The organism is Pseudomonas wayambapalatensis, from assembly GCF_049942315.1.
GTDB lineage: Bacteria > Pseudomonadota > Gammaproteobacteria > Pseudomonadales > Pseudomonadaceae > Aquipseudomonas > Aquipseudomonas wayambapalatensis.
The window spans coordinates 1-15,831 of record NZ_JBNFMU010000138.1 but is presented as its reverse complement, the minus strand read 5'-3'; the positions used below and the strand labels follow the sequence as shown (position 1 = coordinate 15,831).

12 protein-coding genes are annotated in these 15,831 nt (G+C 64.0%); 8 read left to right on the top strand and 4 right to left on the bottom strand.

Features of this window, described 5'->3' with window-relative positions:
• Nucleotides 1-13 precede the first annotated feature (13 nt).
• Complete coding sequence (locus ACPZMI_RS08450) at nt 14-523, top strand: Lrp/AsnC family transcriptional regulator (protein WP_426352036.1); 510 nt, start codon at nt 14-16, stop codon at nt 521-523.
• Between the two features lie 22 nt (nt 524-545).
• Here ACPZMI_RS08450 and mdeB read toward each other — a convergent pair whose 3' ends face one another.
• Nucleotides 546-3,254, bottom strand: a complete 2,709-nt coding sequence (gene mdeB, locus ACPZMI_RS08445; RefSeq protein WP_426352035.1) for an alpha-ketoglutarate dehydrogenase — start codon at nt 3,252-3,254, stop codon at nt 546-548.
• 38 nt (nt 3,255-3,292) lie between these two features.
• Nucleotides 3,293-3,760 (bottom strand): transketolase, encoded by a 468-nt coding sequence (locus ACPZMI_RS08440; RefSeq protein ID WP_186711639.1) that lies wholly within the window; start codon nt 3,758-3,760, stop codon nt 3,293-3,295.
• 225 nt (nt 3,761-3,985) lie between these two features.
• On the opposite strand from ACPZMI_RS08440, the gene ACPZMI_RS08435 reads away from it, so the two are divergent.
• The 7 genes from ACPZMI_RS08435 to ACPZMI_RS08405 all read left to right on the top strand — a co-directional run bounded on the left by ACPZMI_RS08435 (nt 3,986) and on the right by ACPZMI_RS08405 (nt 11,731).
• Nucleotides 3,986-4,465 carry an Lrp/AsnC family transcriptional regulator gene (locus ACPZMI_RS08435; RefSeq protein WP_426352034.1) on the top strand — a complete coding sequence of 160 codons (480 nt, stop codon included), beginning with the start codon at nt 3,986-3,988 and terminating at the stop codon, nt 4,463-4,465.
• 133 nt (nt 4,466-4,598) lie between these two features.
• The gene (locus ACPZMI_RS08430; RefSeq protein ID WP_426352033.1) at nt 4,599-5,309 is read left to right on the top strand and encodes a hypothetical protein; all 711 of its coding nucleotides are present in this window, start codon (nt 4,599-4,601) and stop codon (nt 5,307-5,309) included.
• Nucleotides 5,310-5,469: 160 nt separating this feature from the next.
• Nucleotides 5,470-7,119, top strand: coding sequence for an AAA family ATPase (locus ACPZMI_RS08425; RefSeq protein ID WP_186711636.1), 1,650 nt, complete (start codon nt 5,470-5,472; stop codon nt 7,117-7,119).
• Nucleotides 7,120-7,251: 132 nt separating this feature from the next.
• Nucleotides 7,252-7,641 carry a YybH family protein gene (locus ACPZMI_RS08420; protein ID WP_186711635.1) on the top strand — a complete coding sequence of 130 codons (390 nt, stop codon included), beginning with the start codon at nt 7,252-7,254 and terminating at the stop codon, nt 7,639-7,641.
• Between the two features lie 75 nt (nt 7,642-7,716).
• Nucleotides 7,717-9,216: a purine-cytosine permease family protein gene (locus ACPZMI_RS08415; protein ID WP_426352032.1), complete on the top strand. Its 1,500-nt coding sequence runs from the start codon at nt 7,717-7,719 to the stop codon at nt 9,214-9,216.
• A 13-nt stretch (nt 9,217-9,229) separates the two neighbouring features.
• Nucleotides 9,230-10,660 (top strand): aldehyde dehydrogenase family protein, encoded by a 1,431-nt coding sequence (locus ACPZMI_RS08410; RefSeq protein WP_426352031.1) that lies wholly within the window; start codon nt 9,230-9,232, stop codon nt 10,658-10,660.
• An 813-nt stretch (nt 10,661-11,473) separates the two neighbouring features.
• Nucleotides 11,474-11,731, top strand: coding sequence for a hypothetical protein (locus ACPZMI_RS08405; protein ID WP_411383793.1), 258 nt, complete (start codon nt 11,474-11,476; stop codon nt 11,729-11,731).
• A 485-nt stretch (nt 11,732-12,216) separates the two neighbouring features.
• Here the strand turns inward: ACPZMI_RS08405 and ACPZMI_RS08400 are convergent, their stop codons facing one another.
• Together ACPZMI_RS08400 and ada are read right to left on the bottom strand one after the other, a co-directional pair.
• Nucleotides 12,217-14,619 (bottom strand): DUF3772 domain-containing protein, encoded by a 2,403-nt coding sequence (locus ACPZMI_RS08400; protein ID WP_426352030.1) that lies wholly within the window; start codon nt 14,617-14,619, stop codon nt 12,217-12,219.
• Nucleotides 14,620-14,673: 54 nt separating this feature from the next.
• Entirely contained in the window at nt 14,674-15,735 is a 1,062-nt protein-coding gene (ada, locus tag ACPZMI_RS08395; RefSeq protein WP_426352029.1) for a bifunctional DNA-binding transcriptional regulator/O6-methylguanine-DNA methyltransferase Ada, read from the bottom strand.
• Between the last annotated feature and the right edge of the window lie 96 nt (nt 15,736-15,831).

The window sequence follows — 15,831 nt, the reverse complement described above, 5'->3', positions numbered from 1 at the left end:
TGAGGTTCAGGCATTGAAAGCAATAAATGAACGCGAGCGGAAAACCCTTCCCCTGTCCGGGCCGCCACAGCTCGACCGTATCGACCGCGCGATTCTGCGTGCCCTGCAGCAGGACGCCTCGATTGCCAACGTGGCCTTGGCCGACAAGGTCAAGCTCAGCGCCCCGGCCTGTCTGCGACGGGTCGAACGCTTGAAGCAGGCGGGGTTGATCAAGGGCATCGTCGCCCTGCTCGACAGCGAGCGGCTGGATGCCGGGATGGTGGTGTTGATCGGCGTGGTACTGGACCGCTCCACCCCGGAGTCCTTCGCCGCATTCGAAGCGGCTGCGCAGAAGGTCTCCGGGTGCATGGAGTGCCATGTGGTGACGGGGGAGTTCGACTATTTCATGCTGCTGCGCACCCGCGACAGCCAGAGCTTCAACCGCCTGCATGCCGAGCAGTTGCTGTATCTGCCGGGGGTGCGGCAGATCCGTTCGTTCATGGGCCTGCGCCAGGTGCTTTCGACGACTCGGATTGTGTTGTAGAACAACACTTCACGCCACGATCTCAACACCCCCACGGCACCGGCGCCTCGGCCTCGATGCCATAGCGCACGATCGCCTCGGCACACCGCTGGCGCTCCAGCACGCCTTCATCGGCCAGGCTCGACAAGGCCGCCAGCACGATCTGCCGGCTGTCCACCTCGAAGAAGCCACGCAGCCGCTCGCGGCTGTCGCTGCGTCCGAAGCCATCGGTGCCCAAGGCAACGAAGCGATCCTGCACGTATGTCGCCACCAGGTGCGGCCAGGCGCAGACATAGTCGGTCGCGGCAATCACCGGCGCGCCCTTGGGCAGGCACTGCACCAGGTGACTGACCCGCGCCGACTCCTGCGGATGCAGCCGGTTCCAGCGTTCCACCTCCCGTGCCTCGCGCGCCAGCTCGCTGAAACTGGTGGCGCTGAACACTTCACTGGCCACGCCCCAGTCCTGCGCCAACACGCGTGCCGCCGCCTGCACTTCGCGCAGGATCGTACCTGAGCCCAGCAACCGCACCGTGCCACTCGCCCCTTCGGGCAGGTGTTGCTCCAGACGGTAGAGCCCCCGGATGATGTCATCCTCGACCCCTTCCGGCAGGCTGGGCTGTGGATAGTTTTCGTTCATCAGGGTGACGTAGTAGAACGCATCTTCCTGCGCTTCGAGCATGCACCGCATGCCGTGGTCGAGGATCACCGCGAACTCGCCGGCAAACGCCGGATCGTAAGCACGGCAGTTGGGCACCGTCGAGGCGATCAGCAGGCTGTGGCCGTCCTGGTGCTGCAGTCCTTCGCCGCCCAGGGTGGTACGCCCGGCAGTGGCGCCCAGCAGGAAACCACGGGCGCGCTGGTCGGCGGCGGCCCAGATCAGGTCGCCGATACGCTGGAAGCCGAACATCGAGTAGTAGATGTAGAACGGCAGCATCGGCAAGCCATGGGCCGAATAGCTGGTGGCCGCCGCCACCCAGGAGCTGATCGCCCCCGCCTCGCTGATGCCCTCTTCGAGGATCTGCCCGTCAAGCGCCTCGCGGTAGCAAAGGATCGAACCGATGTCTTCGGGCTCGTAGCGCTGGCCGACGCTGGAATAGATACCGATCTGCTTGAACAGGTTGGCCATGCCGAACGTGCGCGCCTCGTCGGCGACGATAGGCACCACTCGCGGCCCGAGCTGAGGATCCTTGAGCAACCCGCCGAGCATGCGCACGAAGGCCATGGTGGTGGACATTTCCTTGCCATCGGCCTGGGTGGCGAATGCCGCGTAGCTCGCCATCGCCGGCACCGGCAGCCCCTGGGCCTGGCGTGGCCGCGACGGCAGGTAACCGCCCAGTGCCTGGCGGCGTGCATGCAGGTAGCGCATCTCGTGACTGTCGTCGGCAGGCTTGTAGAAGGCCAGGGACTCGGTCTGCTCATCGCTCAATGGCAGGTTGAATCGATCGCGGAAGGCCATGAGCGCCTCGCGGTCGAGCTTCTTCTGCTGGTGCGTGGTCATCTTGCCCTGCCCGGCCTCACCCATGCCGTAGCCTTTCTTGGTCTGCGCCAGTACCACGGTCGGGCGACCATCACCTTGCTGGGCGGCATGGTAGGCGGCATGGATCTTCACCATGTCGTGACCACCGCGCTTGAGCCGGTCGATCTGTTCGTCGCTCATGCCTTGGGCCATCCGGGCCAGCGCCTCGCTCTGGCCGAAGAAATGCTCGCGGTTGTAGCGCCCATCCTTGGCGGCGAACGTCTGGAACTGCCCATCGACGGTGGCCGACAGCGTGCGCTCCAACTCGCCGGAGGCATCGCGGGCGAACAGGCCATCCCAATCCGATCCCCAGACCAGCTTGATCACCCGCCAGCCCGCACCGCTGAACAGCGCCTCCAGTTCGTCGATGATGCGCCCGTTGCCGCGCACCGGGCCGTCCAAGCGCTGCAAGTTGCAGTTGACCACCCACACCAGATTGTCCAAACGCTCGCGCGCGGCAAGGGTAAGCGCCGACATGCTTTCCGGTTCATCCATCTCGCCATCACCGAACACGCCCCACACCCGACGCCCGGCGCTCTGGCGCAGGCCCCGGTGCTCCAGGTAGCGCATGAAGCGCGCCTGGTAGATCGAGCTGATCGGCCCGATGCCCATGGAGCCGGTGGGGAACTGCCAGAAATCAGGCATCAGCCAGGGATGTGGATAACTCGACAGACCCTGCACACCGCGGCGCCGCGCAGTGATTTCTTGTCGATAGTGCTCCAGTTGCTCAACCTGCAAGCGCCCTTCGAGGAAGGCCCGGGCATAGACACCCGGCGCCGAGTGCGGCTGGAAGAACACCAGGTCACCCGCCCCCGGTGCATCGCCGCCACGGAAGAAGTGGTTGAAGCCGACCTCGAACAAGTCGGCGGCACTGGCGTAGCTTGCAATATGACCGCCAAGCTCGCCGTAGACCTGGTTGGCGCGCACCACCATGGCCAGCGCGTTCCAGCGCATGATCGAGGCCAGGCGTTCCTCGGTCGCCAGGTCGCCTGGGAAAACCGGCTGCTGCTCGACGCCGATGCTATTGATATAGGGCGTGCCATGCCCTGGCTGCCAGCCGACTGCGTGACGCCGCGCCAGCGCCGCAAGCCTGTCGAGCAGCCCCCGCGTGCGCGGTGCGCCTTCGTGTTCGAGCAGCGACAGCAACGCGTCGCGCCACTCGTCCAGGCCCTGGGAGTCGATATCGTCCTCGGCGGACGGCTCGCGCAACGATCCTGCGGCTTGATGGATGCTCATGACAGCGCTTGCACCTCGGTTGCTTGTTGGGTGGGGTTTCAGACCGCCAGGAAGCGTTCCTCGAGAATCCGCTTGACCAGCATCCGCGCCACGTCGACGACCTGCTCGACCTGTGTCACGGGCGAGCCCTGACGACTGATCGCGGGGTCGAGCTGCAGGCAGCGCAGCTCATGGCCACACACTGAGCCTAGCCATGCCAGGCGCACCTGCCCGTCGCTCTCGAGGTCTAGCAGGTAGCACCGCTTGGAGACCGCTCGCAGCAGCGCGCTGGCCTCGCACACCGACTCGGCGGCAAGCGTGCGCTGCCCCTCCCCGGCGGCCAGCCAGTTGGCCTGCAGGCCGTCCATGTCCTGCACGTGCAGATGGGCAACTTCGTTCCAGCCATCGAGCGCGGCGTGCAGCCCGCTGCCCAGGCTTTCGGGCAACGCTGCACTGGACACCACCACCACCGCCACGTCCTGCGATGGCGCCTTCACCCACCTTGCGAACCTGGAAATCGCCAGCATGACCTGCTCCCTCTCGTCGGGCCTGTGCGCATGAAACCTGCTCCAAAACGATACTCAGCGCAGGTCTGAATTTCATACCTATTCTCAAGCTTGATCGGGAACATCCTTCCCGTTTCCGAGCGCCCATTGAAGACCGTCCCGTGACTGCTTTGCAGAGCAGACCATCATTCCGGCAACCGCCCAAGCCTGGCGGCAGCGGGCCCCACGCCAGACCGAGGAAGCGCGATGAAAGAACCCTCCAAGCCCATCGAGGTCAACGCCCACGAACGCAAGATCCTGCGTGCATTGCAAGCCAATGGCCGAATCAGCAACGCGGAACTGGCGAAGAAGGTCGGGCTGAGCACCACTGCGTGCTGGAACCACACCAAGCGGCTGTTCGATGCGGGCGTGATCAAAGGGGTGCATGCCCACGTCGATCCGAACGTGCTGCAGCAAGGCACCGTAGTACTCATCGGCGTGGTGCTGGATCGCTCCACCCCCGAGAGCTTCGCCGCGTTCGAAGCGGCCGCGCGCAACCTGCAGCAGGTGCTGGAATGCTGGCTGGTGGCGGGGGATGTGGACTACTTCCTGAAGATCCGCGTGCGTGACCTGCCGGCCTTCAACCAACTGCACAATACGCAGATCATCGCCCTTCCCGGAGTGCGGCAGGTGCGCACCTTCTTCGTGCTCAACGAGGTGAAGTCCGGGGGTTTCATCAATATCTGAGGCAATGCCACCTGCTTTGGTAAACCGTCCCTGAAAGGCATCCGTTCCTTCTTTTTCGAGCTGTGCCCCGACGCTCTAATGCCGACAGCGGTCCGTCGCAGACGCTCCGCTTCCCCCAGGAACGGAGCGTCCCATGACACTTATCAACGCGTCCATGCAATTGCCAGGTCTGGCGGTGGCCTTGCTATACACAGGGCTCATCAGCGCACAGCCAGCCGATCCGCAGACCGAGACTCTGCAACTGGAACGCCGTGCCGCGCAGTGCGTGCCGCATCTGGAGAGTCTGGAGCGGCTGCTCATCGACAGCATCCATCGCCTGGAGCCCACCATGGGTGAAAGGCTGCGGCAGATTCCCGAAATCGAACGTCGTATAGCCCGCCTGCGCCAGCAGTTGGACCAGGAGCTCCAGGACTACGAAAAACTGCCGTGGCGCCCAGAGCACCGCATACGTCTGCAAGCGCTTGAAAACGAAATCTGGACCAATCAGAGCGCCATCCGTTCGACCCAGTTCGACGAGCGCAACCTGACGGTGATGAAACCGGCACTCAGCAGCACACGCCTGCAACAGAGCGCCGTACTCCAGCAACTGGACGCATTCACCGCCGCACGCCATGACTGTGAATCCCCCCAGCACAGCCCTCAGTGCTACGCCGAGGAGGTCGTGCCTCTGCACCCTCTGCTGCAGTCGGCACTCGACGACACCCATGCGCTGCTCAAAACGCTCTGGTCACAGCTCAGCAACATTGCCTTCTATTCGATGACATGGATAGACGACTGCGCGGCGACAGCCCCCTCGGGATTCGGCCGACAGCCATCCCCCGATTTCCAAACCCCCGCTAGATAGTTCTCCCAATCCACAGAAGAGGTCCACCGTGTCTGAATCTACCCCATTCATCAGCCGCAGAGCCCTGATCGAGAAAAACATCCGTAAGGAACTGACAACTCATGGCGCATCCCAACCGTTGAGCCTGCCAACCGTCCACAGCCCGCTCGTGACTCACTACGTGAACAGGATCGAGGGCTCCTACGACTCGTCGCGCGCCAGGATCGATACGGACCACGCCATCGACCTGCTCTACATCGCCTACAACACCACGCCCCAACGCAACGGCGACATCCGCGTCAAGATCAGCAGCATCATGAACAGCCTGATCAAAGCGCAGCAGGAGAGTGAACGCCAGATCAAGGCCGCCAGCAATGCCGCCAGCCGTCTCACCCGAAGGCTCAACCGAGGCCTGACCGGCTGGACCGCCGCCCAGACAAGCGGCGACATCACGCAGATCAAGCGCTTCGTCGGCAAAGAACTGATGGAGATGGCCAACGAGATCAAAAAATCGGCCATGGAGGTCAACGCGAACCTGCAAACCATCGTCGACCGCTACGATTGCATCATCAATGACACCAACGAAGTGACCGCCAGCAGCGAAATGGCCTTGAGCTTGACACTTGAGGCCAACGAAAAAATTCGTCAGGAAATTCTTCAGCACAAGGCTCGCAGCAAGGCACTGGAATCGCTGGTAGCCGACATGCAACAACAGGTCCAGCGCTACGAGGCGCTTGCCCGCGACTATGCAGCCCAAGCCAAGTCTTCCGAGGAGCGCGCCTTCTGGTCAGGCATGCTGCGTGGTGCGGCGCAGGTGGTATCGGCCGCCATGCCACTGGTGGCCATGGCCGCCAGCGGCGGCGGCTCGTCGCTGATCGCCGCCGCCTCAGTCGCTACCAGCGTCGGTAAAGGCGCCAACAGCGACACCACTGGCGATCTCATTCGCCTGAAGAAAGAACGCTCCGAGCAGCGCGCGGAACTGGCCCTGATACAGGAGGATGTGGAGAAACTGCAGACGTCGATCTCCGGTTATCAGAAGCAGAAAGGCCAGGAGAGCGACACCGGCAAGCTCAAGGCGCTGGAGAACCGGATCACCGAAGCCCAAGAGCTTCTGGCCAAGGCCAAGGTCAAGTACAACCTGGCCAAGGAGCACCTTGGAACACTGGATTCCGCACTCCAGACGCTGGCCTCGGCAGCCGGTGAGATCAGCGATGCCAGCCGGGAACAAGCCGACAACCTGCGCCAGATGCAGCTGCATATGCTCGATAATGCCGACAAGTACGAAACCGCCCGGCGCGAACAGGCAGCCGAACTGGCGGAAGTCTCTGTGCTGATGGCAGGCAAAGGCAGCGAGCAGGAGATCATCGAGCTTGCCATCAGGTCACTGAACCTGAGCGTGAGCGCCCTCAAGCGCACCCGCGAAATCGTCGTGGAAATTGCGTTCTTCTTCCGCTCGTTCTGCGACTTCATGGAGATCATTCGCCAGGACGCCCAAGAGCAGATCGAAGAGTTCGAAGATGCCGAAGACATCGACTCGAGCCGCGACTACCTCTTCTCGCAATTGTGTGAGTCCACCGACGCATTCTTCATCAGCCAGACCGGGCAGTGGATCGCCGTCGGCATTGTCTCCGATCATTTCGCCCTGACGTTCAAGGACGGCTGGAGCAAGCTCAACACGCTGTCCGGAAAGTACATCACCAACGACGAACTGCCGGCCTATCTTACCCAGGCGGCGGGCAAGCTGGACATGATCGCAGCCGACCGCAATGCCGCCAGCCACGAGCGTCAGGTGTACCTGGAAAACTACCGTAGCGAACTCAACGCCGGTTAATGGCCTCCCGCCAGGGGCAAATAATCAGTTCATGATTTTCTGAACTGATTATTTGCCCCTGGCGATTTTTCCCCCTGACACGCCTCTCCAGAATCGCCTCACCACAATCACAATAACCGTGAGGCCACTCCCGTGGACCAGACCCTCCAGGTACGGCAAGCTGCCGCCGACCTCGTCGACGCCTTTGCCAGTAACGATACCGCCCGCTATTTCGCCTGTTTCAGCGAAGACGCCACGTTCCTGTTCCATACGCTGCCCCAACCGCTGCTGTCTCGCCGCGCCTATGAAGACCTTTGGGCCCAGTGGAAAGCCGACGGCTTTGCCGTGCTCGGCTGCACCTCGAGCAATGCCCACGTGAGCCTGCAGGGCGATCTGGCGATCTTCATGCACGACGTGGCCACACGCATTCGCATTGCCGAGCAGGAACAAGCGCTGAACGAGCGCGAGACCATCGTGTTCCGCCTGCAAGGCGAGCGCTGGCTGGCGTGCCATGAACACCTGTCGGTCGCCTCCTGCGCCTAACGGCCTTGCCGCACTGCCATCGCACTCACAACAAGGCCTGCCTCAGGCCAACAACACTCGCGCTGGAGCACCACCATGAGCCACTCGACCGGTATCGAGACCAATGGCGTCGAACAGATCCCCGACGATCAACGCGACGCCACTCCCCTTGACCTTTTCCGCCTGATCTTCGGCGGCGCCAACACTTTCGCCACCGCCGTGCTCGGCAGCTTCCCGGTACTGTTCGGGCTGTCCTTCCAGGCGGGGCTGTGGGCGATCCTGCTCGGCGTCGGGATCGGTTCGCTGATCCTTGCCCCCATGGGGCTGTTCGGCGCACTCAACGGCACCAACAACGCCGTCTCGTCCGGTGCGCATTTTGGCGTACACGGACGGATCGTCGGCTCGTTCCTGTCGCTGCTGACCGCCGTGGCGTTCTTTTCGTTGTCGGTGTGGAGCTCGGGCGATGCCCTGATCGGCGGCGCCAAGCGCCTGGTCGGGCTGCCCGAAACCGACCTCACCCTGGGTCTGGCCTATGGCCTGTTCGCAGTGCTGGTGCTGGTGGTATGCATCTTTGGTTTCCGCTTCATGTTGTGGGTCAACAAGGTTGCGGTATGGGCTTCAAGCCTGCTGTTCCTGCTCGGCGTCGCCGCCTTCGCCGGACCGTTCGACGCAAGCTTCGCCGGCAGCGTCAACCTCGGCCAGCCGGGCTTCTGGGCCGCCTTCGTTGGCGCCGCGATCCTCGCCATGAGCAACCCGGTGTCCTTCGGCGCGTTCCTCGGTGACTGGTCACGCTACATCCCGCGCCAGACCCCGAAATCGCGCATCATGCTGGCGGTGATCCTGGCCCAGGCCGCGACCCTGATCCCGTTCCTGTTCGGTCTGTGCACCGCTACCCTGGTGGCCAGCCAGGCGCCGGACTATATCGCAGCCAACAACTATGTCGGCGGCCTGCTGGCGATCTCGCCGACCTGGTTCTTCCTGCCGGTGTGCCTGATCGCGGTGATCGGCGGCATGTCCACCGGCACCACCGCGCTGTATGGCACCGGCCTGGACATGTCCAGCGTGTTCCCGCGCCTGCTCAGCCGCGCGGCCGCCACCCTGCTGATCGGTGTGCTGGCGATCGCCTTCATCTTCATCGGCCGCTTCGCTTTCAACCTGGTGCAGAGCGTATCGACCTTCGCCGTGCTGATCATCACCTGCACCAGCCCGTGGATGGTGATCATGATCCTCGGCCTGATCACCCGCCGTGGCTTCTACCACGCCGACGACCTGCAGGTGTTCACCCGCGGCCAGCGTGGCGGCCACTACTGGTTCCTGCACGGCTGGAACTGGCGCGGCATGGGTGCCTGGATCCCCAGCGCCGCCGTGGGCCTGTGCTTCGTCAACCTGCCGGGACAGTTCGTCGGCCCGTTCGGTGACCTGGCTGGCGGCATCGACCTGAGCCTGCCGGTCACCCTCGGCATCGCCGGCGTGCTGTACCTGATCCTGCTCAACCTGTTCCCCGAACCTGCCGGTGTCTACGGCCCGCGCGGCCCGCGCTGGGTACGCTGCAAAGACGCTCCCGTGACACCCGTGACCACTGCCGAAATGGCCTGACTGGAATCCGACCATGACCACCCCCCACTACATCGACGGCCGCTGGGTCGAAGGCCAAGGCAACGACAGCATCAGCGTCTGCGATCCCTCTCTGGGCGTCCCGTTCGCCGAGCTGAAATCGGCCAGCAGCGCCCAGGTGGACGAGGCAGTGCAAGCCGCACGCCGTGCGCTGCCTACCTGGAAGAGCCGCCCCGCCGCTGAGCGCGCGGCCCTGTTGCGCGGATTTGCCGAACAGCTCGGTGCCCGCCGCGAGGAATTGATCGCGCTGCAGATGCGCAACAACGGCAAGCCACGGCACGAGGCCGAGATCGATCTGGACGACGCGGTGGCAACCTTCGCCTACTACGCCGAGCTCGCTGAACAACTGCCGCAGAAAAACTGCGACGTGCCCCTGGCCGCCCCAGGCTTTACCGCACGCACCCGCCTGGAAGCCGTCGGCGTGGTCGGCCTGATCGTGCCGTGGAACTTCCCGCTGGTGACCAGTGCCTGGAAGCTCGCCCCGGCCCTGGCCGCCGGCTGCACCGTGGTGCTCAAGCCCTCGGAGGTCACCCCACTGATCGAACAGGCCTACGGCCAGATCGCCGAGCAGTTGGGGCTCCCTGCCGGGGTGCTGAACATCGTCAACGGCAAGGCCGAGACCGGCGCGGCGCTGAGCGGCCACAACGGCCTGGACAAGCTGTCGTTCACCGGCAGCAATGCCGTCGGCAGCCAGGTCATGCGCAGCGCCGCCACGCAGTGCCGCCCAGTGACATTGGAGTTGGGCGGCAAGTCGGCGATCGTGGTCTTCGACGACTGCGATCCGGACCAGGCGGTAGAGTGGATTGTCGCCGGCATTACCTGGAACGCCGGGCAGATGTGCTCGGCCACCTCGCGCCTGCTGGTGCAGGACGGTATCGCCGATACCCTGCTGCCACGCCTGCAGGCGGCGCTGGAGAAATTGCGCGTGGGCAATCCACTGGTCGAAGACGTCGAGATGGGCCCGCTGACCAGCCAGGCGCAATGGCTCAAGGTTGCCAGCTATTTCGCCAGGGCGCGTGAAGAAGGGTTGAAGTGCCTGGCCGGTGGCAAGGCGCTGGATGCCGAAGGTTGGTTCGTCAGTCCGACACTGTACGTCGATGTGCCCGAGACCAGCCGCTTGTGGGTCGAAGAGATTTTCGGCCCGGTGCTGTGCGCACGCCGGTTCACCACGGAAGAGCAAGCAATTGCCCAGGCCAACGACAGCCGCTTCGGCCTGGTGGCCACGGTCTGCTCGGCGGACCTCGAGCGCGCCGAACGCGTGGCCGATGCGCTGGAGGTCGGGCATGTGTGGATCAACTCGGTGCAGGCGGTGTTCGTCGAAACCTCGTGGGGCGGCACCAAGGGCAGCGGCATCGGGCGCGAGCTTGGGCCTTGGGGGTTGTCGGGGTATCTGTCGGTGAAGCACGTGACGCGGTGTTTAGGGTGAGTTTTTAAGCGCTCTTTTCGAGGGTTGGGGGGCTCGGTGGCCTGGTAGATATCCCTTTCAGGGTATTTGCGTAGAGGCTGACAGGTGCTCGCCGAAAGCTTTTTAGCGCCTGTGAAATCGAGCGCCGCCCGCGCGGCGCTTCGCGGGCAAGCCCGCTCCTACAGTTTGTTTCGGGCCAGTCTCTCCTGAGCCATCACTGGGGCCGCCTTGGTGATCCGACGCGGTTTCGGCACGGGCTTTGCCGCCGCTCCACATGACTCAAGACATGCATCAAGGCGGGCGCCGGTACTTTCACAGGAATAATTGGCCCGAAATAAACTGTGGGAGCGGGCTTGCCCGCGAAGCGCCGCGCGGGCGGCGCTCGATCTCACAGACGCTAGAAAACTTTCGGCGAGCACCTGCCAGCCCTGTCGCGATCTCATGCAGAACCAACTACGGGACAAGCCCACTCCCACGTTCTTCATGGATGGCGACCTCCATCTACCTGTCAGACATTTCCGAACCTGAAACAAAGTGCTTCAAAGCTTCTCAGCTTGGGAATTACCCTACGCGCTCTGCAGACGCTTCGGCATTGTCGATCAGCACCAGCAGGACTAACTTCCCCGGGTCGTCGTAATGACGACCGGGTGTGAGAGCCTGCCGTCGTCGAAATGAAGCACGCAGCACTGCCATGGCAGCTGTGCGCGGGCAGGCCCAGGCCTGGCCGGCATTTGCTCATTTCGACCGGTCTCTCACCCCGCGTACGGCTGCCACCCTCACCCTGTGAGAGGGGTCTGGAGGCGGCACCCTTTTCAATCGAAATGAGTGCATTCCATGAAAAAGATCGCCCCCGATCCACCCACCGCAAAATCCGCACAACGCCCCTTCTTCACCATCAACGACGACATGCCCGCCACCGACGCCCTCGTCCACCTCATCCAACTGATGCACGGAATCGAAGACACCCTCGATGAATACTGCTGTGCCAATGCCGGAGTGCCTGGGACCGGGATGCTGGTGAATACTGCGCACAGCGTGCAGATGGGCAGGCTATTGGCTGAACATGTGCTGGGGGATGGCAACCACAGATAACAGCTTTGCCCAATATCCGTAGGAGCGGGCTGGTCAGATTTGGAACAAGACAGCCGCTCTCATACGCATCCCTTTCAAGGTGTTTGCGTAGAGGCTGACAGGTGCTCGCCGAAAGTTCTTCAGCGCCTGTGAGATCGAGCGCCGCCCGCCCGGCGCTTCGCGGGCAAGCCCGCTCCTACAGTTTGTTTCGGGCCAGTCTCTCCTGAGCTATCACCGGGTCCGCCTTGGTGATCCGACGCGGTTTCGGTGCGGGCTTTGCCGCCGCCCCACATGACTCAAGACATGCACCAAGGCAGGCGCCGGTACTTGCACAGGAATAATTGGCCCGAAACAAACTGTAGGAGCGGGCTTGCCCGCGAAGCGCCGCGCGGGCGGCGCTCGATCTCACAGGCGCTAAAAAGCTTTCGGCGAGCGCCTGTCAGCCTCTACACAATCACATGCGAGCCCCCTCCCCCACAAACATCTGTGGAAGAGGGCCCGCTGCATCACACCGACTCGTCTGCCGCCCGCGTCCCTTCCTGCAGCAACACCATGCTCTGCGGCGACGACAGCGCGATACCCTCATCACGCAAGCGTCCGAGAATGGCGAACAGCAGGTCACTGCGTGCGCCCGACACCTGCCGCGGCCCGGCCACGTAGCCACTGGCGCTGAGCACCATGCCGCTGGCGGTCAAATCCTTGAAGGTGACCGACGGCGCCGGAGCATCGAGGATCGCCTCGTGGTCGCGGTAAGCCTGCAACAGCAGCTCGCGCACGTGGTTGGCATCGGTCTCCAGTGGCAGGGTCAAGGTCACACCGACCACACCCAGCGCATTGGCCATGGTCACGTTGCGCACGTTCTGCGAGATGAACTGCGAGTTGGGCACGATCACCGTCGAGCGATCGGACATCTGGATCTCGGTAGCACGCACGTTGATGCGCCGGATGTCACCCTCCACCCCAGCCAGGCTGACCCAGTCACCCACCTTCACCGGACGCTCGGTGAGCAGGATCAGGCCAGAGATGAAGTTCTGCACGATCTGCTGCAGACCGAAACCGATACCCACCGACAGCGCACTGACCACCCAGGTCAGGCTGGTCAGGTTGATGTGCAGGGTCGACATCACCAGCATGGCCAGGAACAGGAAGCCCAGGTAGCCAACCAACGTCACCAAAGAGGCACGCATGCCAGCGTCCATGTCGGTTTCCGGCAACAGACGCTCGCTCAGCCAGCGCTTGACCACACGAATGGCGAACAGCCCACCGAGGAAGATCGCCAGCGCCAGGAAGATATCCTGGGGCACGATGTTCAGGTTGCCGAGGATCTTGCCACCGCTACCATCCCAGTCGGCCAGGCTCAGCAGCAGCTCACCGGGGCTGGTGCCCGAAGGCATGAACGCCAGCAGCGCAGCGATGAACAGCAGTACGGTGCGACCGATACCGGCCAGTACCGTGCTGGCCTGGGCCTGGTGACGCTGCTGCAGGCCCAGCGCCGAGGCCAGCGCCAGGCCAGCAGGCTGACGCGGCGACAGCAAGGTTTCGCAGAGGTCGCCGAACACGGTCACCAGCAGGTAGGCGCACACCGCCACGACACTGATCCACAGCAGCTTGGCGGTCAGGAAGTAGGCCAGGGTGAGGTAGCCGGTGAGCAGCGCCAGCAGGATCGCGATGACCCACACCACCACCACGAAGGGGATCAGCCCCGCCAGGCCCGCCGGGCGCTCCAACCCGTGCTGGCGACGAGTGCGGCGATAGCGTACCAGTACGGCGACGAACAGCAGCGATACCACCAGCGCGGTCAGGCCGTTGGTGGCCAGGGTCAGTGCCAGGCTGGTGCCGATGACACTGTTGATCCGCTCCTGGGTCAGCAGCAGCACCAACGCCAGGGCCAGGGCCTGCGGGAACCAGCCCAGGGCGCTGGCCACTTCGTCGGGGATCGGCGGCAGGCGCCAGGACGGGCGCTGCAGCATCAGCATGGCGCGGCCCAGGCCCGAGATGAAGGCGCTGAACACCACCAGGGTGAGGACATGATTGGTCAGGCTGGCAAGGTCCGGCCCCACCTCGGCACTGCTTTCCAGGCCCCAGCGCAGCAACGACACGGAACCGGCGATGGTCGCCAGGGTGGCCAACGCCACGCCCAGGGCCAGGGCACTGCGGCGCAAGCGGCCTTCGGGCAGCCAGCGGATCATCGCGTCGGCCAGCAGGCGCTCGAGCACCTTGCGCACCAAGGTCCAGACCAGCATGGCAGCCACCAGCGCGCTGATGAACAACCAGCGGTGCTCGGCGCTGAGGGCACTGGCCACGGCATCTGCCGCCTCACCGCGCAGGTCGCGCAGGCGCGCCACGTCTTCATCGGTAGGGCGGATCAGGCTCGACCAGAACGCCGGGCTCAGCGGGCTGGCGGCGCGGCTGGTGATCTGCGAGTTGAACAGGCTGCGGCGCAGGTTGACGATCTGCGTAGACAGGTCACGCGCCGACTGGGTGAGCTGGGTCGCTTCGGTCTGCTCGGCCACCAGGGTCTTTTTCTGCTTGCCCAGTTGCTGACGCTGGCGCGTCAGGCTCTCGGCCTCCTCGGGCTGCACCGGCCCCAGCACATTGAGCTGATCATCCAGCCGGGCGACATCCGCCGTACGCTGCGTGGCCAGGGCATCGGCCTGGCGCTGCACCTGCAGCGCCGACTGACGCAGTTGCGAGAGCAGGTCGTCATTGGCATTGCTGGTCACGCCCTGGCGGATCTGGTCGAGCCGGTCGCTCAGCTGATCCAGGCTGGCATCTTCGTCCAGCACCTGCTGTTCGGCAGCGGCCAGGCTCGATACCGGGGTGGCCGGTGCCGACCAGGCGGGCGTGGCCACCCACAGCAACAAGGCCAAAATCCCCACGTAAAAACGCTCAAGGCTTACACGCCTCATCGAAATACCCTCTATACAACTCGACAGGCGGAGGATTCTACGCTGCCGCGGCGATCAGGTGATGACCGTTTCTCGCGCCAGCAACAGACGCTTGCGTTCCACACCCCAGCGATAACCACTGATATCCCCATCACGCCGCACCACTCGATGGCAGGGGATCGCCACGGCAATGCGGTTGGCCGCGCAGGCCAGGGCGACGGCACGCACCGCCTTGGGGGCGCCGATGCGCTCGGCGATATCGCTGTAGCTGACCCGGCCGCCCGCCGGCACCTCGCGCAGTGCCTGCCAGACGCGCTCCTGGAACGCGGTGCCCTGTACATCGAGGGGCAGTTGCAGCCCCAGCGACGGTTGCTCGACAAAACCCACCACCTCGGCAACCAAGCGCTCGAAAGCGGGGTCACCCCCGATGAAATGGGCCTTGGGGAACTGGTCCTGCAGTTGTTCGAGCAGCGTTTGCGGGTCATCGCCAAGCAGGATGGCGCAGATGCCGCGCTCGCTTTGCGCCACCAGGATCGCCCCGAGAAAGCACTGGCCAAGGGCAAAACGGATGGTCGCGCCCACCCCGCCAGCCCGGTACTCACGCGGCTGCATGCCCAGGCGCTGGCCCGCGCTGGCATAGAAGCGGCTGTTGGAGTTGTAGCCCGCGTCGTAGATCGCATCGGTGACGCTGCCTGCCTGCTCCAGCCCTTCACGCAAGCGTCGGGCACGGAAGGCCGACGCATAGGCCTTTGGCGTGAGGCCGGTTTCGGCCTTGAACAAGCGGTGCAGGTGGAAGGGGCTGACACCCAGCTCGACGCCAAGCTGCTCAAGTTGAGGAGCGCTGTCGTGGGATTCGATCAGCCGGCAGGCACGCGCGACCAGCGCGGTACGCTTGGCGCCAGGGTCGACGAGGGTTGCCGTGCAGCGTTTGCAAGGGCGGTAGCCGGCGGCTTCAGCGGCGGCGCCATCATCGAAGAACTCGACATTTTCGCGCTTGGCCATACGCGACTTGCAGCCGGGCTGGCAATAGATGCCCGTGGTGCACACGGCATAGACGAAGTGACCGGCCGCTTGTGGATCGCGGGCCTGGACGGCCTGCCAGCGGGCGGCATCGGTGTTGTAGGGGGTGGCTGGCATGGGCGGGGCCTCTGGGGTGATTGGCTGTCAGGGTGCCAGGTTCTCTTGGAGCGGGCTCTCCGGTTCTTGCGGGGCTATTTTGTGCTGACCTTTTCG